The sequence below is a fragment of the Paenibacillus sp. FSL H7-689 genome (assembly GCF_000517905.1).
In the GTDB taxonomy this organism is placed as follows: domain Bacteria; phylum Bacillota; class Bacilli; order Paenibacillales; family Paenibacillaceae; genus Paenibacillus; species Paenibacillus amylolyticus.
Window position 1 is genome coordinate 640,570 of sequence record NZ_ASPU01000015.1, and the last position, 21,940, is coordinate 662,509.

The 21,940-nt window shown below is 42.1% G+C and carries 31 protein-coding genes and 1 pseudogene; all 32 read right to left on the minus strand.

What is annotated here, in order from left to right; translation table 11 throughout:
- Positions 1–42: 42 nt before the first annotated feature.
- Positions 43–621, minus strand: coding sequence for a GNAT family N-acetyltransferase (locus tag C170_RS13820; RefSeq protein WP_051447165.1), 579 nt, complete (start codon positions 619–621; stop codon positions 43–45).
- A 27-nt stretch (positions 622–648) separates the two neighbouring features.
- Positions 649–1,071 carry a hypothetical protein gene (locus C170_RS13825; RefSeq protein ID WP_036610356.1) on the minus strand — a complete coding sequence of 141 codons (423 nt, stop codon included), beginning with the start codon at positions 1,069–1,071 and terminating at the stop codon, positions 649–651.
- Positions 1,072–1,174: 103 nt separating this feature from the next.
- Positions 1,175–1,855 carry a zinc dependent phospholipase C family protein gene (locus C170_RS13830; protein ID WP_036610359.1) on the minus strand — a complete coding sequence of 227 codons (681 nt, stop codon included), beginning with the start codon at positions 1,853–1,855 and terminating at the stop codon, positions 1,175–1,177.
- Between the two features lie 137 nt (positions 1,856–1,992).
- Positions 1,993–2,772 (minus strand): hypothetical protein, encoded by a 780-nt coding sequence (locus C170_RS13835; RefSeq protein WP_036610361.1) that lies wholly within the window; start codon positions 2,770–2,772, stop codon positions 1,993–1,995.
- Positions 2,773–2,879: 107 nt separating this feature from the next.
- Positions 2,880–3,038, minus strand: coding sequence for a hypothetical protein (locus C170_RS31020; protein WP_162158967.1), 159 nt, complete (start codon positions 3,036–3,038; stop codon positions 2,880–2,882).
- A 175-nt stretch (positions 3,039–3,213) separates the two neighbouring features.
- On the minus strand, positions 3,214–3,543 hold the full coding sequence (locus tag C170_RS13840) for an HIT domain-containing protein (RefSeq protein WP_036610365.1): 330 nt from the start codon (positions 3,541–3,543) through the stop codon (positions 3,214–3,216).
- A gap of 17 nt (positions 3,544–3,560) precedes the next feature.
- The gene (locus tag C170_RS13845; RefSeq protein WP_036610367.1) at positions 3,561–4,016 is read right to left on the minus strand and encodes an NUDIX hydrolase; all 456 of its coding nucleotides are present in this window, start codon (positions 4,014–4,016) and stop codon (positions 3,561–3,563) included.
- A gap of 46 nt (positions 4,017–4,062) precedes the next feature.
- On the minus strand, positions 4,063–4,653 hold the full coding sequence (locus tag C170_RS13850; RefSeq protein WP_036610369.1) for an HD domain-containing protein: 591 nt from the start codon (positions 4,651–4,653) through the stop codon (positions 4,063–4,065).
- A 23-nt stretch (positions 4,654–4,676) separates the two neighbouring features.
- The gene (locus tag C170_RS13855; protein WP_036610371.1) at positions 4,677–5,516 is read right to left on the minus strand and encodes a GNAT family N-acetyltransferase; all 840 of its coding nucleotides are present in this window, start codon (positions 5,514–5,516) and stop codon (positions 4,677–4,679) included.
- Between the two features lie 53 nt (positions 5,517–5,569).
- Positions 5,570–6,022, minus strand: a complete 453-nt coding sequence (locus tag C170_RS13860; RefSeq protein ID WP_036610373.1) for a GNAT family N-acetyltransferase — start codon at positions 6,020–6,022, stop codon at positions 5,570–5,572.
- 40 nt (positions 6,023–6,062) lie between these two features.
- A complete protein-coding gene (locus C170_RS13865; RefSeq protein WP_036610376.1) occupies positions 6,063–6,956 on the minus strand; it encodes a PhzF family phenazine biosynthesis isomerase in 894 nt (297 codons plus the stop codon).
- Positions 6,957–7,033: 77 nt separating this feature from the next.
- Positions 7,034–7,576: a GNAT family N-acetyltransferase gene (locus tag C170_RS13870; RefSeq protein ID WP_036610379.1), complete on the minus strand. Its 543-nt coding sequence runs from the start codon at positions 7,574–7,576 to the stop codon at positions 7,034–7,036.
- A gap of 27 nt (positions 7,577–7,603) precedes the next feature.
- The gene (locus tag C170_RS13875) at positions 7,604–8,119 is read right to left on the minus strand and encodes a nucleoside deaminase (protein WP_036610381.1); all 516 of its coding nucleotides are present in this window, start codon (positions 8,117–8,119) and stop codon (positions 7,604–7,606) included.
- Positions 8,120–8,214: 95 nt separating this feature from the next.
- A complete protein-coding gene (locus C170_RS13880; RefSeq protein WP_036610385.1) occupies positions 8,215–8,784 on the minus strand; it encodes a phosphoglycerate mutase family protein in 570 nt (189 codons plus the stop codon).
- A 14-nt stretch (positions 8,785–8,798) separates the two neighbouring features.
- Positions 8,799–9,290 (minus strand): NUDIX hydrolase, encoded by a 492-nt coding sequence (locus tag C170_RS13885; protein ID WP_036610388.1) that lies wholly within the window; start codon positions 9,288–9,290, stop codon positions 8,799–8,801.
- A gap of 220 nt (positions 9,291–9,510) precedes the next feature.
- A pseudogene (locus tag C170_RS13895) lies at positions 9,511–10,245 on the minus strand (hypothetical protein); the annotation flags it as partial.
- A gap of 171 nt (positions 10,246–10,416) precedes the next feature.
- Positions 10,417–10,926 carry a hypothetical protein gene (locus tag C170_RS13900; RefSeq protein ID WP_036610394.1) on the minus strand — a complete coding sequence of 170 codons (510 nt, stop codon included), beginning with the start codon at positions 10,924–10,926 and terminating at the stop codon, positions 10,417–10,419.
- A gap of 274 nt (positions 10,927–11,200) precedes the next feature.
- Positions 11,201–11,548: a hypothetical protein gene (locus C170_RS13905; protein ID WP_036610397.1), complete on the minus strand. Its 348-nt coding sequence runs from the start codon at positions 11,546–11,548 to the stop codon at positions 11,201–11,203.
- Positions 11,549–11,553: 5 nt separating this feature from the next.
- Positions 11,554–11,946, minus strand: coding sequence for a hypothetical protein (locus C170_RS13910; protein ID WP_036610400.1), 393 nt, complete (start codon positions 11,944–11,946; stop codon positions 11,554–11,556).
- A 163-nt stretch (positions 11,947–12,109) separates the two neighbouring features.
- The gene (locus C170_RS13915; RefSeq protein WP_036610403.1) at positions 12,110–12,520 is read right to left on the minus strand and encodes a hypothetical protein; all 411 of its coding nucleotides are present in this window, start codon (positions 12,518–12,520) and stop codon (positions 12,110–12,112) included.
- Positions 12,517–12,963: a LytTR family DNA-binding domain-containing protein gene (locus tag C170_RS13920; protein WP_036610406.1), complete on the minus strand. Its 447-nt coding sequence runs from the start codon at positions 12,961–12,963 to the stop codon at positions 12,517–12,519. Before C170_RS13920 ends, C170_RS13915 begins: the two co-directional genes overlap by 4 nt.
- Before the next feature lie 171 nt (positions 12,964–13,134).
- Entirely contained in the window at positions 13,135–13,635 is a 501-nt protein-coding gene (locus tag C170_RS13925) for a hypothetical protein (RefSeq protein WP_155985064.1), read from the minus strand.
- 25 nt (positions 13,636–13,660) lie between these two features.
- Entirely contained in the window at positions 13,661–14,164 is a 504-nt protein-coding gene (locus C170_RS13930) for a DUF4188 domain-containing protein (RefSeq protein ID WP_036610414.1), read from the minus strand.
- Between the two features lie 33 nt (positions 14,165–14,197).
- The gene (locus C170_RS13935) at positions 14,198–14,650 is read right to left on the minus strand and encodes a hypothetical protein (RefSeq protein WP_036610417.1); all 453 of its coding nucleotides are present in this window, start codon (positions 14,648–14,650) and stop codon (positions 14,198–14,200) included.
- Between the two features lie 126 nt (positions 14,651–14,776).
- Entirely contained in the window at positions 14,777–15,103 is a 327-nt protein-coding gene (locus C170_RS13940) for a hypothetical protein (RefSeq protein ID WP_036610421.1), read from the minus strand.
- Positions 15,104–15,125: 22 nt separating this feature from the next.
- Positions 15,126–15,431, minus strand: a complete 306-nt coding sequence (locus C170_RS13945) for a hypothetical protein (protein ID WP_036610424.1) — start codon at positions 15,429–15,431, stop codon at positions 15,126–15,128.
- A gap of 47 nt (positions 15,432–15,478) precedes the next feature.
- Positions 15,479–15,961, minus strand: a complete 483-nt coding sequence (locus C170_RS13950; protein WP_036610427.1) for a hypothetical protein — start codon at positions 15,959–15,961, stop codon at positions 15,479–15,481.
- 238 nt (positions 15,962–16,199) lie between these two features.
- Positions 16,200–18,920, minus strand: a complete 2,721-nt coding sequence (locus C170_RS30070) for an S-layer homology domain-containing protein (RefSeq protein ID WP_051447166.1) — start codon at positions 18,918–18,920, stop codon at positions 16,200–16,202.
- A gap of 305 nt (positions 18,921–19,225) precedes the next feature.
- Positions 19,226–19,636, minus strand: coding sequence for a hypothetical protein (locus tag C170_RS13960; RefSeq protein WP_036610430.1), 411 nt, complete (start codon positions 19,634–19,636; stop codon positions 19,226–19,228).
- A 24-nt stretch (positions 19,637–19,660) separates the two neighbouring features.
- Positions 19,661–20,182, minus strand: coding sequence for a GNAT family N-acetyltransferase (locus C170_RS13965; protein WP_235200763.1), 522 nt, complete (start codon positions 20,180–20,182; stop codon positions 19,661–19,663).
- A 481-nt stretch (positions 20,183–20,663) separates the two neighbouring features.
- A complete protein-coding gene (locus C170_RS13970) occupies positions 20,664–21,158 on the minus strand; it encodes a cysteine hydrolase family protein (protein WP_036610433.1) in 495 nt (164 codons plus the stop codon).
- A gap of 67 nt (positions 21,159–21,225) precedes the next feature.
- Positions 21,226–21,936, minus strand: coding sequence for an AAA family ATPase (locus C170_RS13975; RefSeq protein WP_036611058.1), 711 nt, complete (start codon positions 21,934–21,936; stop codon positions 21,226–21,228).
- Positions 21,937–21,940 lie beyond the last annotated feature (4 nt).

Sequence of the window (21,940 nt, forward strand, 5' to 3'; positions counted from 1 at the left end):
TCCATATTCGATGCTGATGATGCCGATAGGCATCCTTCGTAATCAAAAGCGGGCTTTTTGAACAACCTCTATAAAACCCTGTACTTCACACAGCCAAACCATATGATCTGTTCCTTCTCCCCAATAGTTGTTCGCCACCACATAGGGTTCACCGAATTTGCGTTGCCACTTCTTCTGTGCGATCTGGTAACCGCTATCCAGGCAGAATTGCTGAATTCCCAGCCGTTGCAGTTCAGTAACCAGTGCAAGAATGAGCGCCGAACCAACCCCCTGTCCTTGAACCTCGGGCAACACATACAGGCTACCCAGTTCTCCGATATCGTTCAGCCGGCCCTCTGTACATTCTCGAATCTCCTTACCACACGGTCCATACGAGATTGTGCCTACAATAACATCTCCCATTTTGGCGACGAGGAAAAACACACTTGGTTCTATGTTGTCCTTTGCTTGCAATGCCATGTGAATCATCGCTTTTTTCTGTGTTATTTCATCCTGAATATCATCCAGAAGCGAGCCTATTCCCTCCTGATCAAATGCTGCGGGAATGGTTGTCTCGAACACCTGATACACTCCATCTGCATCCGATTGTTTCAAAGGTTCAATGGTGATTTTGTCATCCACAGGTTCTTCTCCGTTCCATATACCTTCTTAATCTATACGTCGCTGAATCAGTCTTCTTAGTTGATTCGCATCCTCAAGAGGAATGCTATATCCAGTATGCGTGTCTTCCTCGTTTACTAACAAGCCTTGCATCTTGGGATCCATTCCTAGTGAAAAATCATACCTTGTTATGGAGCTGTCCGCATTTGTTATGCTCATCTTGTACTGCGTACCATAATCAATAATACCTGGCATACGCTCTGCCTTATGTATGGCCTCCATCATGATTCGAATCTCGTCAGATCGATCAAACACAACATCTTGGCATGGTTCCAAGGCAAGGTTGGGATTACACGTTAAAGTGATCAGTACAGGAAGCCCTTCTTCCGCGTTCGATTCATTCGGTTTGCTACACCCTGCAATGAACGTGGCAATGACAAATACGAGCAACATTCCTACATATTTCACCATACTGCGTGCCTCCCTGACTTAGTATTAAATAAACTAGTAATGAGTAGAGAAGTAATAAATACAGTATATAATGAAATGACTCAACTGCACTAACTATCTATATTCATATCAAGTTACGTAACTCCGGGTCCCATGAAGACAACATAGAGATCAGTCGCTCTATGGTCTCTTCCACAAATACCTGAACTCTCTCACCCGTGATGAACTCAGGAGTAATTCCTGGTTCTTCCCCATTAAGAAAAGAAAACGTGTGGTCCCGCCAGCGTACAATCTCATCGGCAGTTAACCGATCCGTCATGTCATAACCCGGTGAACTGTTGAGCACCTGCCATACCTCTTCGCTCCAACTTGAACCTTGATAGAGATTAAAATCGATCTGGTCCGTCTCCTGGTAATATAAACGCGCCAGTTCATCCTTCGATCTGCTACTGTCTGTATGTTGATCTACCTTGTTGACCCGTTCGACGAATTCAGGATGCACACTCCGGAACCAGTAATAGTCTGTCAGCACATGCATAAAGTATCCTCGCACAAACCACTTCCATCCTTCATCGGTAAGTTGTTGCATATAGAATGAGTAAAGATCCTTCAGTTCACCAACGTGATCTCCATCATCTTTCGGGTTAAAATGGGTGTATTCCTTATCATCTCTAGTTGTACCTTCGCGCATATGTATGGAATCTGGGGCGATATTCCCCAGATAGAATGAACCTCGATCAGCCTGCATTTGCAGCGAGTCTGCAATTCGATTAGCAATATTGAGATGAACCATAGGTAACGGCATAGAGTTGATCTCCTTTTATCGGGAAGTATTCTACTATACTTAGTAAAAAGAAACGATATAACCTACTGGTGCAACGCAGATCACTGGAATAGTAAGAATTCGCTAGGTTCCACCTTTTTTTCACCGTAGATGCGTGATTAACCCTGAATTCTCTCAACTTGCATGCGGTCAAACAGCTGCTCCAGATCGGTATGGTACTCCGGATGCTCCTCCACAAGTAGACTAATGTATTCCGATCCACATTCATAGAATACTAGACGATTATACGGAGCAGTATCTCCAAAATGATTACTTTCCTGCCCAAATTTCGCTCGAATCAGATTCTCAATATAACGCGCGTAACCCTCGTTCCACTCTAACCAGCTCCAGTACTCGGCTTGTTCTTCATTTAATGAAGTGAACAACGCCTTTCTAGCTGTCTGTACTTGTGTCAGGTCTTTACTCTTCAAAGCAGACAACAATGAGTTAATCCGTTCCACAACGATTTCATCTTCATACGGAAATTCATAATCCAGTTCCCATGTCACACGCTTCAGTTGGTCCATTTTATGTTTAATCTGAAGACGGTTCACGATCCGTTCATCATATTTCTCATATACATAACAATGAACATATTCGTGGAACAGATAAACTTTCTGCTCCAGATCTTTGAACGCTGTATCCGTTACAATCGCACACATTCGTCCGTTCATATGATGCACCGGCATCGCAGCAAGGCATTCATCCGGAATATATAAATCGTCAGGTACTGTCTTCACCCACTCATACTGCTGCGTTTTGGACGAATAATCATAGATATATAATAAAGCTTCATAGGCTACAACCACTGGATAATGTTCTGCAAACAAAGGATGTAGGCTAACCAAGTCTTTCTGAAGCTCGTTTAACTCGTTAATTTTCTCTAAAAAAGCATCCATATTCATGAACCTCTCTTTACTGGATTGATGCGTTAATCATACTAGAATAGGAAAGATAAAACACTGAGAGAAAAATGATAATTCTGTTCGAATGTGACCTAGGAACTTTAGAATCGCTCTCCGCGTTTCTCATACAAGTAGATATCCAGTGCCTGAATCCCACGCCGGGCCAGCTTAATAAACAGGATCAGTGCATACACACCCAGTCCGTATAACAACACATTAATCAACATTGCAAATATCGTAACTATAGAACCAACCATCATTATTATTCCTCCTAATTGACCCTTTTAAATATTCACTCCCTATTCTAGCATATTTTTCCTTAGTTCATTTTGGGGTAGATGTAAGAGTTGTTTGGTATGTTTAGTGGTTCAAAACGAAAAAACTTCCACATCCGTATGTGAAAGGTGGAAGTTTTGTAATCCGGTATACAGTTTCCTAAGTTCGCTCACCACTGACTATATGCCAATGCTGATGCTTCGAGTCTTGATAACTGCCCAAGTTAGTTACAATCTTCGATGAGCCTGTCTGAGCTAACAAGTCAGCAGCAATCTTTTTAATGACACGCATCATTTCTAAGAGTAGTTCATCATTATTCTCTTCTTCTTCTGAAATGAGGGACTGGATATGAATCTTGGGAATTACAACAATGTGATGCTTGTAGTAAGGCCGAGTGTGATGATAAGCCATAACGTTATTTGTTTCCATGACAACTTTGACTTGCGTTTTACCACTCAGCACCTCATCACAATAGAAGTCCTGCGTCATAACATACCCTCCTCTTACTAGTTAGTTCTAATATATCCTGCCTTCTTCAACACATATTCCGTAAACGGATTGATCTCAGGGATCGGCTGATTCAGATCAAAATATCGGAGTTCCAGCCCTTCATTATCCATAATGGTTGGGCTGCCCTTGATGCCTGAAGCTTCATAAACAGCCATGACGTTGTAAACTTCATCACCATGTGGGTATTGATAGTACATGTCTTCACCTGAAAAAACGCTAATGAGTTTGTACGATTCCGCTCTCAGTCCGGCTTCTTCATACAATTCCCGCGCAGCTGTTTCCTCCAAAGACTCCCCGGGTTCCATTGATCCCCCAAGTGTCCCCCAATCCAAGCTATCTGTACGTTTTTGCAGCAGTAGGTGACCTTCCTCATTGAAAACGAGTACACATGAGCCCGTCATAATTAAAGGACGCGGGCCTACCAATTTTCTCAGCTCCATGATATATCCCATAGATGCTTCTCCTCCATCTTCAAAGTGCATACGTGAAAACATATCCTCATGATTTGGTCAAGATTCCCTGATCCACGGATTTCTGAATAAGCTGGTGCGCATACTCCCACAATGTTTCGGAACCGTTTGCAATTTCACGGTTTCTGTTTAACACCTGTTCACTTGTAATGTTATATTTCTGCCACGTATCTCCCTCATTCTGATGATTGTGGATGAGAGGCTGCAACCGATCAAGAGATGAGGCAAATTGTGCTTCAGGCGTCTGCTTTGCTTCAAACTCTAACCATAACTGGAGTAGTTCTTCAGCCTGTTCCTTAGGCAACATCCCAAAAAGCCGATGAGCCGCTTTGAGTTCACGATCATATTTATCCGTATTTCCCACCGTATCGTAGGCAAAAGTATCTCCCGCATCGATCTCAACCAGATCATGAACGAGAAGCATCTTAATGACTTTAAGCATATCCACATCCTTGTTGGCATGACTCTGTAAAACCAAGGCCATCATCGCCAGATGCCAGGAATGCTCCGCATCATTTTCAAGTCTCTTACCATGCATAATTCTCGTCTTTCGTTCAATCGTTTTGAGTTTATCAATCTCAATGAGAAATTGAATCTGATCCTGTAATGATTCGCTCACAGCACATCCTCCTTCATATCCATCTACGAGGATAGATCATACCAGTAAACTCTATAGTTAAAATCGAGTGACATCCCCATGCCTTGTGCCAGATGAATTGAGCCTGCATTGTCCGGTGAACAATCCCAATACGGATGTATGCCTACACGACCGCATTCTTCCACAAAAGCTTTTGCCACCATCGCACCATAATTCCTTCTTCTGTAGACTTCAACCGTTTCAATATCAACCGCATGTGCCTGATCTGCGATAAATGCCGAAAGGCAAACACTCGCGATATCATCGTTATGCACTGCAATATAGCCAAAGCCATGTTGTAAAAAATCATCTATTGTCGTCCAAAAGTGAGAGATTTTATCTTTCAGGAATGGAGAATTGTTATATCTTTTCTCTCCTAATAATACTTCATCTATCCTGACAATTCTGACTTTCTCGTCCCGTGAAGCACATATGTCGAGAGGTACTTGCTGACTTATCGAATTTGGATTCAACTTGAATACATGCTGAATATCACTGGAGATATCTCTTTTCCCGGAGATGTGCTGAAGAACATCTTCCCAGGTTTCATCCACCACACCAATCTCAACAGCATGAATATGTAAGTTCAATAACTCAGGTTCAATACGTTCCCGCATGTACTCTTTCAATTCATTCAGAAAGGGCTCACTTCGAGAGTCGCCGATCAACTGAAAACCAGATTGTCCATGTATCCAAATTAGAGCTGCTGTGATATTCTCTGCATCATCTACATAGATCCGTCCTGGGTTCAAGCCATACGCCACCGCTTTGACTTCAATATTCTGACACGAGTCCGTGAGATGTTTTACTTTATGGAATTCATGTTTATTAATCTCGGTAATCATAGGTTCATTCCTCCCGAATTCAAGACAGAGCCCTAAAACGTGTGTAACCTCTATCAAATCTTATATTCATAGATTCGCGTCTCTTCATCATCAAGCAGGTATCCTTTACCGATATAGGCCCAGTTATTTTTTTCATAATAATCAGTCAGATCAGTACATAAATACAGCTTGTCATACCCTTTTGCTTTCACCTCATTTAATGCATGGGTCTGAAGTTGTCCACCCAGATTCTGGCCCCGATATTCTGGATCAACATGAAGACATGCAAACCAGGGAAAGAGATCCTGCCTGCTATTCAGATCACTTCGCAACAAAGCGTACCCACCGATAATTCGGTCTCCGTCCAACATCACATAAAATCTTGGCACATCACTCTCTGTATCCACAGAACGCTCTATACAATCCCGATAGAAATGGAAGCTTGATTCCGAGCCCCATTGTTTCCAGAAATACTGTACTGCTTCTTGCATCACGTCCGGCTTCTGCCGAATATCAATAATTTGCAAAATGTTAATCTCCCTTCGCGCTTTTTGCTTTCGTATATGATCAAATGTCCAATTCAACATTCAGTTCACGCACAAAAGCAGCTGTCCCCTTCATTCTGACATCCATATCCTCACCATCCCGAATCACACTCACTTGAACCTTTCCATCTCTTCCAATCTCATGCCCTTGCTCTATCACAAACTGTACCTCATCAATCTCCGGTTTCACATAGGTTAAATAATAAGCACCCATCACCCCGGAGGCTGTTCCAGTCACTGGATCTTCCGTCGTACCAGAGTAAGGTGATGAAAAATGTCTGGCATGCATCATCGCATCGGAATCACGAGTTTCGAAACAAAAGGGATGTAGGGAAGCTTTGGGATTCTCAATTAAAATCCCTGGGAACAGGGAAGAATCCGGTTTCATTTTCATAAAAGAGTTCAGTCCACGAATCGGGATTAATACCGTCCAGGTTCCCGTACTTCCATAAACGATTGGCGTAGAAAGGTCAACCTCATCCAGAGTGAGATTGATGGCGCTTACCAGCTTCTCGATATCCCCCTGGAACGGTATAAACTGCGGCTGATCCTGTTTCATTTCCATGTAAATGGTGTCGGCATTGCACTCAAATCGTATGGGTAATATACCTACATTGGTTTCAATCGTGATTAGCTCTCTGTCACTCAACATCCCACGCGTCTTCAAACCATACAGTGATGCCATTGTGGCATGACCACACAGATTAATCTCATGGCCCGGCGTAAAATAACGTAATCTGACGTCAGCTACTTCAGAATTCAACACAAATACTGTCTCATTAAAACCAACCTTATAAGCGATCTGCTGCATCTCCGTCTCACTGAAATGATCAGCATCAAAAACCACTCCTGCCGGGTTACCTTGACCCGGAACGGTAGAGAAAGCATCATAATGATAAACCGTAATTCTCCCCATGGTTATAACCACCTTTGCCCTAATTTACGAGAAACACAACAGAACCAACGTAGTCATCTTATTTCCTCCCGTACCTATTAGACTGACTTAAATTCTCTATCCAAAATCGAGAAAAAGTACTGGTCTGTCCACTGATTGTTCCACCATAGTTCTTCCTGGTAGACGGCCTCCCGTGTCATACCCACATGCTTCATCAGTGCTGCTGAGCGAACGTTTTGTGAATTGCACATACCGACGACCTTATGAGCTTGTAACTCTTGAAACGCAAATTGTAACAAAAGATGTGTAGCCTCGCTCCCATACCCGTTGCCTGCGTATTCCGAAAGCACACCGTATCCAAGTTCCCAGCTTTTTCGGTAATCCACATAACTCCACATCTGAACAATACCAATGGGTGTATCTTCCGGATCATTCAAGCGGCGTATAACAAAATCATAGGCATACGGTTTCTCATCTGCAACAGCAAAATGGCTGCGATATTTCTCGCAAACCTTCTCCTCATCCGTCTCAACAGTTTCCTCAAAGCTCCATATGTTTGCGTCACATTCAAGTTGACATATGAAGTCGAGGTCCTGTTCTGTGACTGTTGTTATTCTTACCTTCTCTCCCACGAATTCCATGTGTATTCATCCCCTTTATAAAAAAGATCATTGCTTCGGAATCTCCCACTCTGTATTAAGCACACCTCTACCAATATTCCATTTGGCGAGCAAAGCTCTCTGTCTGTTTTCCAGATCAAGATAGGGTGCTGCAACACAGGATAACGTGTCAAACATATGGATAAAATGAGGCCCTTCCTTGAAACGTCGAAGCCCGCCATATTCTTCATCATCCGCTGCCCATACAATCTTTTTAATACCCGACATTAATATGGTACAAGAGCACATAGGACAAGGTTCACAGGTAGTATAAAGCGTCAAGTCTTTCTTCTTCGAGAATTTCTTCTTCTCTACATCCAGCAAATGTTTTCCTGCCCGACGAATGGCATCCACCTCAGCATGTGCGGTGGGGTCGCAATCCGAGAAAACTCGGTTCCTGCCTTTACTCACGACAATCCCATCCACATCCACGATTATCGCACCAATCGGATACGTTCCTTCAATAAGTGATTGTTCTGCTTCTTCCAGAGCCAAAGTTAAATATTCATAATCCGATAACTTCATTTGAAAGTCCCCCTAAGTACAGTTATAGACCACCTACAAAACAGACTCCTTGTGCAATGTGTAATAGAAGAGATTGACGGAATCACCTTTAATCGTTAAACGTTTCGGATTGTGTACTGCCCTGCTTCACCAAGAAAATCACTTTTGGTTAACCCTTCTTCTCCGAGTAACATCCTGTAGTTCGATATCGTACCATCATGGGAAATGATAAACGTATTGCCGCTCTGTTGCCTGCACCATTCAAGAAGCTGTTCAGCTAATATCTGGAACCGATGTGCATCCATTTGATTAATACTTTCTTCCCAATAATCGAACCCCAATTCAACGATTCTTATGTCAGTATACTGATGACTGAGCTCTTCCTTGGAATAGATTTGATCACAGACGAAAGGAACAAACTCTGGATTCTGAGGAAACATTCTTGGGCCAACCAGTGGGCTGAAGAACGCAAGATTTTTGTTAGGGGTTAGGAGTTGTGCTGTTTCAATAGTACGTTTCGTTGGACTAATCAAAATGACGTCTTCAGGCGCAAAAACCACTTGTTTACGCAACGCTATAACCTGACTTTTCCCCAATTCAGTGAGGCCCGGATGCTGACAATTTAATTGATTTGGGTAATCCATCAAGTGTTCGCCATGACCATGACGAATAAATGTAATGTCCATAGGCACCTATTCCTCTATTTCTGAATGAAGTGTTTGATGCCTTTTGCATCAAGAAGGTTAGTCAGTTCCTTTTTCAAAAACACAGGATATACTTCCATCCGCTCCAGTTCGTCCAAGGAAAACCATTGGAAAGTTAACTTACCGTTATCTTCTAAACCTTTGAATTCAGTTTCACTATATAGCTTATGGGCTTCCGGCAATGTGATGAGATAATAAAAGCCAACTTCATGATACTTCAGGCCATCATATTCAAAGAAATCTTCACTAACATATGCGAGCCTTTCTGCTTCTACATGAACACCCAGTTCCTCCATCATTTCTCGACCAATAGCCGCTTCTGTTGTCTCGTTTAATTTCACCCGACCTCCGGGCAGATTCCAGAAATCATCCTGTTCAGTCGTATGCAAAAGAACTCTTCCCGCATCCATCACAATACCTGCCACACGGAAGTTGAATTTGTCGTTATTTTGTTCATACGATACATTATTGTTATCTGCAGTGGTCATCTCGCTGACCACCCATCAGCAAATCCGTCCATGAATCCCATGATGAATGAGGGAATGATGAGTACGAGCAATAAAATTAAACTGGCTATGCCCCATCTAAGAATTACTTTCCGTTTGCTTCGAACACCTATTATAATTAAGATTGCGGTTGTTGCAATTAAGGCTACTCCATAAAATGTCATAAAACTGACCTCCGGTATGTATTCGTATTTCATTAAGGTTACTGCAGAATCTTTTCTAGCTTGTGCCTACAAGCCTCGCGGTCATAATCCGAATTATCCAGCCATACCTTATCCATTTGAAGTAACCCATAGATTTTGGACTCCAGCCTCTTTCTTTCCTGCAAAACTTGTACCGTACCCTCAACACCCTGATAACCCTGTGCCTGCCCCAAACCCTGGTTCGTATAATAATTAATGAATCCCTCTGACCATTCTTTTGGTCTTTCACTGACTGCCTTATCAAAGGTATAAGATATATCTTTCTGGTCGATATAGATGAGAAGCGGATTCAGAGCATGAATGATACGCCCCAGTTCCAATACATACTGCACGTTCTGCTCTTTGGATTGATTGCATTTTACGAGACCCATGGTTAGTGGATTCTGGATAAAACAACACTCAAATATCGTGATGCAGTCATCATTCGTGCTTAACACGTTTTGGGTGAAATCTTGCCACTTCCCGGTGATCAGCTTAACATTTTGCTCAAAAGGAATTTCGTAAATATCTCGGCTGAAAATATCCTGTACAATGTGATCGGGAAGCTCTATTCCCCATTGCTCTTTCATCTTACGGTATGGAATCAGGAAACCTGGATCATGAGCAGTCGCATTGCTTTCCAGAATCTCTCTGTATTCTTCATGTGTTTTCAATAAAGCCTCGAAGTCTCCAGCATAATAAAAAGATACGCCCTCGTAATCAGCAGGGTGATCCAGGTTCCCTTCTTGAAATAGTTGTACCTCCTTGCCTTATCCTATCAAAATTTCGGATACCATTTTGGCAACCGTTGACTTGCCTGAACCCGGTAATCCTTCAATGAGTATTAATCGCCTATCCATCATTACATCATCCTTTAGGTTGTATAAAATTTTCAGCTCCATGATCAAGACAGTGTTCTACTGTGCTTAATCAATGTCTGCAAAAATCCATTGCGCGTTATCGCCATCTTCTTTCTTTTTCCAAAACACCATCGTATTGCTATACTCTTCGTCGTTCTCATTTAACTCATTAACTATCACCACTGCCTGATAGAGTTTCCTTTGCTCCTGTATAGTGATATCGCTCATGGAAGTAACCTTGAGAACTTTGTATCTTCCCATACCTGATATAGGAGATTCAGGATCAATCAAACTCATATATGCTATTTCATCCTTTTCGTATAAATAACGTATACGGGCATTCATAAGTTTGACGATTTCCAATTTGTCACCGGTATAGTTTGTTTCATCGAGATACTCTGGTGGGATGTCTTCCTTCTCATGGGATGTCGATATTTCTTCATCCTGTTGTGTCTCTTTTGCTGTGACACTTTGAGCCAAGGAATCTATTGATTGTTGTGCATCTTCAGTGTTTTCCTGGTTCTGACAGGCCACCAGAAGTAGTAATAATAATGAAACTACGTTTAACTTTTTCATAGTCAGCCCTCCATTCAATCATGGATAATACTCCCCTCGTAAAGACCTTAAATGCCTTTAATTTAAAATAGAGACTTCCTATGTATGTAAAATTCTCTCAAGGTACATCATAACCCATAATGTGGAATTTGCGAATAAACGAAGTTAACCATCTCTGTTTCTATAGCATTTCGCGCAAAAAACCACGCTTCTCTGCACGAGTTATATCATGCAAAGCGCGTGGTTATCAGCAGAACTTTCATTCAACTTTTGTAACTGTCCACAATCAATCTAGCTACCTACTAAATAGCATATTCATTATGCCGACCGCTTCAATCTGGATCTCTTTTTCTTCATTATCCAAGAAAAGGTAACTATATGTTGAAAAGATTCCCATATGCAGTATATGTCCACCTTTATAATGAAGCGTCTTTTCCTCACCGTCGATCGTCTGCGTAAACGTCCTGCCTTCATTCACATCATACGAAGAATGGATGTCATGTTCACTTGCGAGCCACGCAACAAAATCTTCTTCGTTTGGATTGGTCATTACTAGAATAACGAGCAGAACAACAAGAACAACAATGCCCTTTCTTAGTCCTGCGCCCTTCTTGCCACCATGCTGTGTGTATTCACGCTCCATCCCGTTCACCCCGTTTCTTGAACAGAAATCTCTACGTTCTTTGCCAAAACCCAACCACTCAATCCATACGAGGATGAGATCACCATATACTTGTATTTCTCCTCGATCAGCCGGATTTGCAATTCGTCATAGGAATCATAACTGACAGGCCAAGCTTGACCCTTCCCTGACTCTAACAACTCTCGATTATAAGGGATAAAATGCTCTATTTCCCACTCATCCAGATCCAAAATAATGCTGCCATGCAGCGGTGTATCAAACGCATGGGCCATTACACCAGAGAATAAAACATCCATATTTTTCGGCACATCATGACTTGAACGAGTACGCATCCTAATTCTTTTGTTCTCTAAATCAACTTCGTAACTTAATATGATGTTGTCATGCAAACTTGGCATAGTCCCCCTCCTTCCATACCTTATAAATCCGAATCAAACACCATAATATTGTTTATAGTGTGAGACCCATTCCGCGTTGGAGAAATTAACAAAATCATACGGTTCTATGTTCCACCCCGTACAACTGCAACAGTTCTTCCTCGTTCATATTTGTTCCCCTTACCTACTTGAGAATGTTGTTTAACTCTTCCGCTTTTTTCCTGCTATCCATTCTAGCATAAAAATAAAAAGCGATGACGTGCAGCACGATAGATAATAACCACATGCCGGGGAACCAGGGAGCGATGAATTGGAACATGTCTACCGAGAATAACCATACCATCGCCATACCTCCTGCAATATTGAATGTGGAAGAAATGACGATATTCCATACCGGTTTTAACGTAAAATAGTTCCACAGTATGTTATACATCATTCCAAACAACAAAGCTGCAATAAAAGCAATACCCGCTATGTTCCATAAATAGGACATCTGAATGGGCAGATCACCAAAGAATATTGTAGCCAAGAGTGTGATCCATAGCGTCATTATAGTGAATACTTGAAAAAAAGAATTTCTAAGTTGAGTAATCATGATAATTTCCCCCTAAAGTTTTTAATATAAAATCGGCTGACGAAGTAACTGGAGCTATCGCTCAGGTCTACCTTAATTCGAGCTTGGTCTGTTGCAGAGAATTCGGTGATGTACCGCGTATTGATGATCGTTTGATTATTTATTTTTACAAAATGAAGGTCATCCAGATCCTCTTCTACAAATTTCAGACGTTTATGAAGCAAGTACCTCTCACCTGAGATCACCCGGACACAGCACATCCGATCCTCTGATTCAAAGGCAACCACCGAGCTCAACTGGATCTGTATATTGCGATTATTCTTGGCATGGATGACCGTTAATTGAGTTTCCGATTCACAGATTGCCTTCTGAATACGGTCCCACTTCGACTTCTCCGCAGGATGGGTTATGACCTTGGCTAACCTTTTTTCAACTGTCGTGTCCTCTTCAAAAATGACTTTCATGTGTTTGCCCCTCCTCTCACAACTCATATTACAAGCATAGTTACGGCAATCCCACTGTATTGCGTTTTGTTGCATGATTTTGCAAGTTTGTTGCATCGGTACTGCATAGATACTAAAAAGAACCACTCCATGGGAGCAGTTCTTTTATTATAAGGAGGTGCTACGTTAACCTTACTCAATCTCCAGATACATATCCCGATTTTGCAGAATTATCTCGTTCATGTGTGTAGTAGCTGCTTGCGCCACGGTCTGATAGGTCGCATATAACACCTCTGTTCTCTGAAGCAAGATTGGGTCCTTATCCAGATCCGTCGCTAACACCTCACGCCACTCTTCACACACTCTGTTTTTGTCCGTAATCAGGCATTCAATCTGTTCCAGTACATTCACCATCTCATCTAAATGAAAAAAGTGCATCCCATTTTTAATTCCATTCCAACTCTTGATCTCAATGATGTTATATGCCGAAAACCAGTAAAACTCTGCCAGACTCTTCGTGTGATTGTGATAGGAATAGAACAGAAATAAGGCTTGTTGCCCTTCGTGTAACTTTCGGTATATCTCTGATTTGGCTGCCATATCTCTGCCCCGTACTGATACAAGCATTGGTTCAATACACAGCCAGCTCAGTTGCTTTGAATATATATCTTCCGGTCGAAGTTTAGCCTTCATAACATGCTCCTCTCTATTCACCACTTTAAGGATTCTCCGGTGCTTCCACTGCCGGGTCATTCTCTCCGCCCATTCTGCGTCTGGATGTCTCCATCTTGCCTGTCGCTGGTACATGTTCAGAAGCTTTAGCTAATCCGAATTTTGGCATGTTGGCGTATATGGTCTCGAAGGAACCCGACTGAGCCTTGTATGTTTCATGATAAATTCCTACTGTTCCATCTGTACCAATAGATCGGTTGAATTTTTTCCAAGCTTCCAAGTGCAGTCCACCTCGTGCGTATTTCTCCAATTCATCGTAAGAGCGCCAGTATTGTAACAGGGTCACCCCACGCCAGCTTATAAAATACTCTGTACTCAGAAATCCGGTCTCCGGATTCATATACAGCTCTTTAATCATCGGGCCCATGGACTTAAAGACAGGCAGCCATTTGTGTATAGCCCACAGACGATTAATCCTCATTCCGATGATAAAAACAACAAATTCTCCCTCAATCTCAGCGGAATACCTTCCCTTATGTATGTTCGCCATGTCACCCCTCCTTCTCGTCAAAAAATATCGATTTCATCGGATCTGGACAACCCTTCCTATCCGCTCATAGGCATTCAGGGGAAATTCAAAACTCCACCGTTTGTGATATTCCTCCGGTCCCATTTCCTTCATTCTGCTTAGTTCTCTGTAAAATAGCTTAGTCAACTTGACCAAGGATAACTCCTCAGACATAAGCAATCGCCCCTCTGTAACGGCTTCCGTGCTAAAGTTATCACTCATCTCATACACCATGAATTGAACGATTATCTGCGAACGTTTCTTGATCCAGAAGCGATATTCTCCAGGTTCGGTCTGCATGGTCATGGTTACCTCCGTCGCTCCTTTGTGCAATGCAACGAATTGACGTGTTATCTCATCCACCGCATCCGACAAAAAAGAAACCGGAATCTCAATCTGTTCTCCCTGATCGGGTTGAACAAGAATATCCAGCCATCCGTGCGGTTCAAGTGTCATAACGATGTCCATAGTCATCCTCCTTTATGCAATTCTGTGAAGCAGTATAACTGGAAACCCATTTTCAGATATAACCGCTGTGCCGCAATATTCCCTTCATTTACAGCTAAAATAATCTCATTAATCTTGGGATGCAACTCACAAACGCATTTGTGCAGTGCCTTCATTGCTGCGTAAATCTTCATACACATTCCATTTTGTATACAATTCTTTTAGCGCTAACGCCGTTTTATGTATGAACTCTTCCATAGCTTCCATGGATAACATATTTAAATCACCCAAAGGTTCGTTGTCAGGGTTAACTAAAAACTCAATTTTCTCTTCTCTATACTGGTACACCTCAGATTCCAGCAATCCGCCTAAATCAAATGCTCTTCCCACATTCAGCTCATTTAACCAATCGTTGGCCCTGTTCCAATTCCGTAAAATCATAAACTCCAGCTTTGTGACATCCTGTGTATACACACTTCTTCCGTTGGGATGGACTTCATATGCAGGATAGATATCGAATGTCCACGCGCGATCCGTAGATATGGGCGATGTAACCGCACAGATATTGCAGGAATTTGGGATCACTATAAGCTAATTTCTTGTTGGATTCAAAAAATCCTTTAAGTTCTTCGTCTGTTGCGAATCTTCCTGCCTCTGGCATGAGGTGGGTTCTTGCCTTTTCTGTACGAAGATTAGTTCTTACATGGATCGAATCAGGAGCAAGGCTTCCCAATAACAATTCAGGGGATGGCTCGGATATCAATTCGGATGCAATTGCAAAATGTACCATCGGCCAAGGCAATGTAAAAACTCCTTTCTTTAGTCAATTGGTCTTAAAAGAGTTAAATTTCATATCCCAAAATGCACAATGCTTTTCCCATTTATCTCAGCATACTTTGCCATGTTCGCAAGCTTATGTAATTCGTTGATTAATTCAACTTTGTTGTACACGAGTTTCTCGTAGTAGCCCTTCCGTTCTTCTCCATCAAAACAGTAACTCCCTGTAAGAACAATCGGATCCGTCGCATGGCTGAATAGATCAATCCAGGCCTGAATCAGTTGATGAAACTTCAACAAAACATCCTGCTCTTTAATCACGGTTATTCCATAGTTGTTCAGTCCACTACCTCTCATACAGGTAGATGGATTCCATGTATCCAACCAGCAAAGGGAATCATAGATGTACGCAATGAATTCGTCTTCCAAGGTCGCATGATTCTCTGTGGTTAATCCATTTCCATGTATCACGCCGTTAGAGTCCCAAGAATAGAAAGTATAGATATCTTCGTTTACTTGCGATTTGTTTTGAATAACAAAATGATGCTTCGACATACCCGCACCTCCGTTACAGTTCCCCATGCTTCAATATCTGTTCAATCCTCTTAATTCATCATAACCCATGTATTGGTAAAAGCGAAATCATTTTGAGCATTGAACTCTCCCATTTATATTCTACTCTTTTCAGAAAATCAAAAAAGCCTCCACAGTCTTATTCGACAGTGGAGACTCTATTAGCATCTATACCTTCATCAGAAAAGTCACTAATGAAAATGGTCTTCATACATAAATATCAGGGTGTAGCAGTAATCTCCCCCGTACCAACCGTCTGAGTTGCTGGGGCAATATAATTTCCTGCATCAAGCCCTGTAAGAGTATACTTAATTGTTATTACTTTACTGGTACCAACAGCTGCATTATTGTATGTCGCTACAGCATTTACTTGTACGTCATCCCCATAGATCACGTTAGTTAATACTCCTGGTGTTACATTTGCTGCAAGAGTTCCGTCATATACTTTGGAGAGTATTAATGTCGGATCCGTGATCATCAATTGCTTTGCAGTGATCACACCAACTACTTCAATATCCTTTGGTGGAGAATAATTCCTTACTTCTACAGGTGGTCCCAATAGAGTATACGATATAGTTATCTTCTTATTTGTTCCTACATTTTCATTATCATAGACTCCTGAAGCACTTACCGTTACGTCATCCCCAGGACAAATGCCTTGTTCATCTACTCCACAAGATCCAACTCTAGAACCCGCTAGTGCAGTTGTTGCTAAGGTTCCATCATACACTTTGGAAGTGGTGATCAGATCTATAATCGTTCCCGTATCCACACTAAATTGTACATAAACAGTGTAGTTCGTATTATTAGCTGGAGCAATATATTTGCCACTATCCGTACCAGCTATTGTGTAAACCACAGTTACAAGTGCCGAATTAGGCGGGGAAGTTGTATCATATACAGCCTCTGCACTCACCGTCACATCCTCACCTGGAACAACCCCAACTAAGGAACCTGAAGATACGACTACCGATGAATCTCCATCTGTCTTCTCAATAACAGTCAACATCGGCTCCCCGATCGTCAACTGTGCGGCTGTAATGGCCCCTGTCTGGGTTGTATAGTTTGAAGGCGCAATATACTTGGCTGCATCTGCTCCGCCTAACGTATAAACTACAGTGATTGTTTTACCTGTGCCTATTATTGCATCATTGTAGGTGGCTGCTGCATTTACGGTTACATGGTCTCCAGCAGCAACCCCGGTTAGTGAATCTGCTATTACTGTAGCCGAAGACGTTCCATCGTACATTTTCTCGGTTGAGAGTACTGGAGCCGAAACGGTTAACTGATTTGTACCAATAACGATCTCTGCCGAAGCCATCGATATATTGTACGCGAGATCAACGGCATATACGACATACGTACCTGACGCTAAACCCGCTGTACTCATTGTCGTATCTACGTTTGCTGTCACCGACTGCTTCTTGCCAAACAACCCTGCAACAGATTGGTTTAGACTAGTGATTGTTTTTGGTGTTGCGGAAGGAACCAAATACAGATACCCATTTTCATTGCTTCTACCCACCACAGGATCTCCACCTGCAATATGACCACTCGTTACATTGGACAGAGTAGGAGCGATTGTATCCGTTCCTCCAGTGGAAGGTGAAGTCACATGAGCAGTTGGAGTAGCTGGAGTCACTGTATTTATGACTTTATCCAACAGTCGAATTGTAGTTTCAAAAGTCGTACCACCTTTAGCAACGGAACTCAGCGTCACCTTTTCAATAGTACCCGTGCCTAGAATCTTAGCGACTGAATCTAAGAAAAGGTTTACAATCGTTGCATCCGTGCCTAAGTTAAGTGTCGTCCCCGTTGCTGTAACTGCTACGATAACGTCCTTAATACGGCCTTCAGGAATATCCACCTGAACCCCGCTGCCTTTAATGGTTAAGGAATCAAATGTTCCTTTCAAACCTACTTTTGAACCCGCAGGTAACCGCTCGGATAATGTAATCTTGCCGAAGCCATTCCCCGTAGTATCCGTTTCTTGTAGCGTAGCAGGGGAGTGAATGGTTACTTCTCCAACTGTCGTTGAACCTTCTACAATAATGAGAACGGGTCCTTTTTTCTTATCAACAATAAGGGTAGATGTTACGGTATTTTTTAAATAGATGGTACTAACGCCCCCACCCTCTACCCGTGTCACACCTTTAATCGTAACATTCGTAAGGTGTACATCTCCTTCTTGGATACCTTCACTAAATAATAGATTCCCGTTAATGATCATATTCTTCAATGTAACCCCAGCTGCGCTAATGAGCACATCCCCATCGATGGTCTGCGTTCCCGCCTCAGGGCCATATGTTCCAGCTAAGCTGTAATCCGTTGCTCTTGCATTCACTGAACGATCCAGCGCAACGACTGCTTCAGCACGAGTGATCGGTTTATTCGGATTGAAGTTATTATCGTAGTCCTGTAAAATCCCTTTAGCCACTATAGCATCTACCGAATTTTTAGCCCAGGAGGCTATCGTATTCGAATCCGTAAAGTGATTTCCAGTACTAGCTTCATTCGATAGATCCAGAAGATCACTGATAATAACTGCAACTTCTTGTCTAGTAATGGGTTTATTGGCACCGATAGTACCGTCCCTATAACCCTTTATGTATCCAGCTTTCACAGCTTTGGAAACCTCAGCATATGCCCAGTTAGATGAAGTAACATCCTTGAACGATACAGTTGCGGTTTCAGTAAATCCATATGAACGATTAACCAATGAGAAAAACTCTGCTCTTGTTATAGTATTGTTCGGTTTAAAGCTGCCGTCTTCATAACCATGAATAAAACCTTTGTCGATCCATTTCGTAATTTGGCTTTCTGCCCAGTTTCCCTCGATGTCTGATGCCGAAGATTCGGCGGCACCAAATACTACATTAAACGATGAAAACAACATAACTGTAATCAATAGAGTGGTCACAAGCTTTTTAGCACAATTCATGATATTAGTCCTCTCACTCATAGTATGATTACTGGATCTTACTCGCTCAACTTATCACAAAGATCAGCAATAGTATACATAAAATACTGACCATGAAATATGGCTACAAAACCCAGTCTGTTAAAGAGTTTAGAGCCCAACTTTCGGTGCATACAGTATACATTTTTTCTGCTCCTCCCTATCACATCAGAACTGAAATATAACAAAAAAAAGGACACCTCGTTGTCACATCCATAGGTATCCTCGTTTATTAAATTAGGTAGTAAACTAAAATGCTGAATCACTAGTTTCCTCAATTCTCACATTCATAAAATCCTTCGTCTACTCAGAAACGCTGTTCCTTCTTCTCGGTACATCTCTATAGATTCATTGGTCACATGATCATGCCTCAGTGCTCCCATATAATCTGTTCCAGGTTTGTTCGATCTATAATCTGAATCAATCGTGTAAATATTGAAGTGCACCTCATCTTCATCCTCTGACACATCTGTTTTATCAAAAAGTGAAATCACTTCATCTTTACCAAGAAACCTAAATGGAGAATCCTGACGCTCTATAATATAAAATGGATATGTGATATTCTCTATTTGAATGAATTCCTGGTACGCCTTAAGCTCATCAGGTATGAGATCCATGTACTGTCTAGCTACATCTTCTGCCTGAAATACACCTGAGACCCACTTCAAACTCCCCTTGGTTGCTACGATAATGAACATACTAATCACCTTCTAATTTAAATATTATTTCTCTCTTTCACGCACAAAAGTCTGAGACAAAATCCGGTGACTGCCAGCGATATTGTCAATCTCAATGTTATATTCAGACTCAGTGTATTCAATCTGATGTTGCTCATAATATTTTTTCCAGAATGAAACTGCTGTCGCATTGTTAGCGAGCTGTTCTACTTTGAATGTACCCTCAAATTGAGCAAAAACCAAGTCAACCGTTTGTGCTGCCAGCCCCTGTCCGCGATATTTTTTGACCAAGAACAGCTCTTGCACGGTATAATCCACACCTTCCGGCACATATGGAGGTGAGCAGACCAGTACGAATCCAATAACCTTTCCTTCATACTGAATCAAAAACGGATGTAATTCATCGCGTTCCAGATATAGATAGGTGTTCGTTGGATCATATTTCCCCTCTTCTAGTAGATCCTCGCCAGAAAATTCGGACAGATCATATAAGTACAAGTTGTACAGGTTGAGGAACAATTCCTTTTGTTCTGCCAAAATACTCGTAATTTGTACATTCATCTTCATTGCACATCTCCCTTAGTTAATGAGTTGGCTAGTGGTCCATACATGACATTACCGATCTCCACAACGAGTTTGCTGTGCCCTGTTCTCAATATATTCTTTCAACCACAGCAGATATAGGCAAAGTTTGGTTTAAACCATGGAGTAACCTTACTTTCACAGTGGACATGAACATTTGGACAAAAAAAGACTCCCTAAAGAGTCCGATTATTGGTCTTGTCTTTATTTTTCACCAGATATCCATTAGCACTTAGCTAATAATTATCGAATTATATAGGTTCAACTAAACTTTTTACATAAAAACGGAGAGGACAGAAATAACCTGAAGAAGCGGAGCGTTCGCCTGAAAGCTTTCTGAAAGAAAGCTGCATCGGAAGCATACGCTAGCACCGGATTTCCCCCTTTAAAAAGGGAATCAAAAAAATCTGGGGATAACAGCGATCGGAAGGTTGTTCTGTCATTGGAGTGCTCAGTGTAAACCTCTTTAGTTGAACTTATATAGATAATCAACCACAGGATATGAGATCACATTGCGATCTCTGTACATTGAAGCCACCGCTTCGGGATGGGTGCTAAGAATTCCATTTTGCAACATCACCGGCCGGAAACCTCGCTCCATCGCTCCGTTGTAGGTGAATAGAACACATTCCTCTGCGGCAAACCCGGCGATGATCACCAATTCAATTCCATGACTCTTCAACACCTGCTCCAAGTCAGTTTGCCAGAAGGCATTGGAGGCTTCCTTGGTAACGGTGAGATCCTTCTCATTCACATCCACCTCGGGAATGATGCGATACTCATCTGACGCTGCCTCCTCCATGCCCTCCACATCCTGCACGTGAACGACCGTATGATCATTCGAGCGCAGCACATTAGCCACATGGTTAATGTACTCACAGGCATGGTCTATCGAAGTCTGATCCATCTTTTTCCGCACAATACTCTCTTGCATATCAACAATCAGCAAACCTACTTTCATCCAATCTCTCCTCATAAATAAATTTCACGCCGCATGGTTGAGTAACTTCCCTTGTTAAACTGAGAACTTAATCTTTAAATAATTCATTCAGCATCCGGTCGCGGTTCTCCAGAAAGCTGCGAGTAATCTGATAATGATCGGTCTCCTCGTAGGCTACCTCTTGAATATGGCTATCGTCAAAACTTAAAATCTCTGCCCCCGGATATCCCAGCAAAATGGGTGAGTGGGTCGCAATAATGAATTGTGAAGTGCCCGACAGATCATGAAGGATACGCAATAAGGAGAGCTGCCTAGCTGGAGATAAAGCGGCTTCGGGCTCATCAAGCAGATAGATGCCTTTGGAACTGAAGCGATTGACGAACAGACTGAGAAAAGACTCTCCATGTGATTGTTCATGTAATGAACGCCCGCCATAATATTGAAGCGATGCCGGCATCTCATCGACATGTGATGCGAATTGATAGAATGATTCTGAGCGCATGAAGAAGCCATTCGTTATTTTGGGCAACCAGGCCAGCCTGAGATAATTCCCGAGCGAGGATTCTGAAGCATGTGTCTCATAGGTATTATTCCTGCCGCCCCCTGCGGTATTGAATCCACATTGATGAGCGATGCCTTCGAGCAGCGTAGATTTCCCTGAACCATTTTCACCTACAAAAAAAGTAACGTTATTCGTGAGCTCCAATCGTTCCAAGGACCGGATCGCGGGGATGTCAAAAGGATATTGGTTCCGATTCTCGATCTTGGCCGACAGGAGTTCCACACTTCGAAGATACATAATC

Excerpts from the sequence above, each read along its gene's own strand:
- C170_RS13920 (WP_036610406.1), bottom strand. The coding sequence starts at position 12,963 with ATGAAAGTCATTTTTGAAGAGGACACGACAGTTGAAAAAAGGTTAGCC.
- C170_RS13825 (WP_036610356.1), bottom strand. The coding sequence starts at position 1,071 with ATGGTGAAATATGTAGGAATGTTGCTCGTATTTGTCATTGCCACGTTC.
- C170_RS30070 (WP_051447166.1), bottom strand. The coding sequence starts at position 18,920 with ATGAATTGTGCTAAAAAGCTTGTGACCACTCTATTGATTACAGTTATG.
- C170_RS13865 (WP_036610376.1), bottom strand. The coding sequence starts at position 6,956 with ATGGGGAGAATTACGGTTTATCATTATGATGCTTTCTCTACCGTTCCG.
- C170_RS13975 (WP_036611058.1), bottom strand. The coding sequence starts at position 21,936 with ATGTATCTTCGAAGTGTGGAACTCCTGTCGGCCAAGATCGAGAATCGG.
- C170_RS13965 (WP_235200763.1), bottom strand. The coding sequence starts at position 20,182 with ATGAAGATGAATGTACAAATTACGAGTATTTTGGCAGAACAAAAGGAA.
- C170_RS13905 (WP_036610397.1), bottom strand. The coding sequence starts at position 11,548 with ATGGAGCGTGAATACACACAGCATGGTGGCAAGAAGGGCGCAGGACTA.
- C170_RS13870 (WP_036610379.1), bottom strand. The coding sequence starts at position 7,576 with ATGGAATTCGTGGGAGAGAAGGTAAGAATAACAACAGTCACAGAACAG.
- C170_RS13950 (WP_036610427.1), bottom strand. The coding sequence starts at position 15,961 with ATGTCGAAGCATCATTTTGTTATTCAAAACAAATCGCAAGTAAACGAA.
- C170_RS31020 (WP_162158967.1), bottom strand. The coding sequence starts at position 3,038 with ATGATGGTTGGTTCTATAGTTACGATATTTGCAATGTTGATTAATGTG.
- C170_RS13855 (WP_036610371.1), bottom strand. The coding sequence starts at position 5,516 with ATGATTACCGAGATTAATAAACATGAATTCCATAAAGTAAAACATCTC.
- C170_RS13875 (WP_036610381.1), bottom strand. The coding sequence starts at position 8,119 with ATGAAGTTATCGGATTATGAATATTTAACTTTGGCTCTGGAAGAAGCA.
- C170_RS13880 (WP_036610385.1), bottom strand. The coding sequence starts at position 8,784 with ATGGACATTACATTTATTCGTCATGGTCATGGCGAACACTTGATGGAT.
- C170_RS13830 (WP_036610359.1), bottom strand. The coding sequence starts at position 1,855 with ATGCCGTTACCTATGGTTCATCTCAATATTGCTAATCGAATTGCAGAC.
- C170_RS13900 (WP_036610394.1), bottom strand. The coding sequence starts at position 10,926 with ATGAAAAAGTTAAACGTAGTTTCATTATTATTACTACTTCTGGTGGCC.
- C170_RS13960 (WP_036610430.1), bottom strand. The coding sequence starts at position 19,636 with ATGTTCATTATCGTAGCAACCAAGGGGAGTTTGAAGTGGGTCTCAGGT.
- C170_RS13915 (WP_036610403.1), bottom strand. The coding sequence starts at position 12,520 with ATGATTACTCAACTTAGAAATTCTTTTTTTCAAGTATTCACTATAATG.
- C170_RS13910 (WP_036610400.1), bottom strand. The coding sequence starts at position 11,946 with ATGCCAAGTTTGCATGACAACATCATATTAAGTTACGAAGTTGATTTA.
- C170_RS13840 (WP_036610365.1), bottom strand. The coding sequence starts at position 3,543 with ATGACGCAGGACTTCTATTGTGATGAGGTGCTGAGTGGTAAAACGCAA.
- C170_RS13970 (WP_036610433.1), bottom strand. The coding sequence starts at position 21,158 with ATGAAAGTAGGTTTGCTGATTGTTGATATGCAAGAGAGTATTGTGCGG.
- C170_RS13845 (WP_036610367.1), bottom strand. The coding sequence starts at position 4,016 with ATGGGATATATCATGGAGCTGAGAAAATTGGTAGGCCCGCGTCCTTTA.
- C170_RS13930 (WP_036610414.1), bottom strand. The coding sequence starts at position 14,164 with ATGGCGAACATACATAAGGGAAGGTATTCCGCTGAGATTGAGGGAGAA.
- C170_RS13935 (WP_036610417.1), bottom strand. The coding sequence starts at position 14,650 with ATGGACATCGTTATGACACTTGAACCGCACGGATGGCTGGATATTCTT.
- C170_RS13925 (WP_155985064.1), bottom strand. The coding sequence starts at position 13,635 with ATGAAGGCTAAACTTCGACCGGAAGATATATATTCAAAGCAACTGAGC.
- C170_RS13835 (WP_036610361.1), bottom strand. The coding sequence starts at position 2,772 with ATGGATGCTTTTTTAGAGAAAATTAACGAGTTAAACGAGCTTCAGAAA.
- C170_RS13885 (WP_036610388.1), bottom strand. The coding sequence starts at position 9,290 with ATGACCACTGCAGATAACAATAATGTATCGTATGAACAAAATAACGAC.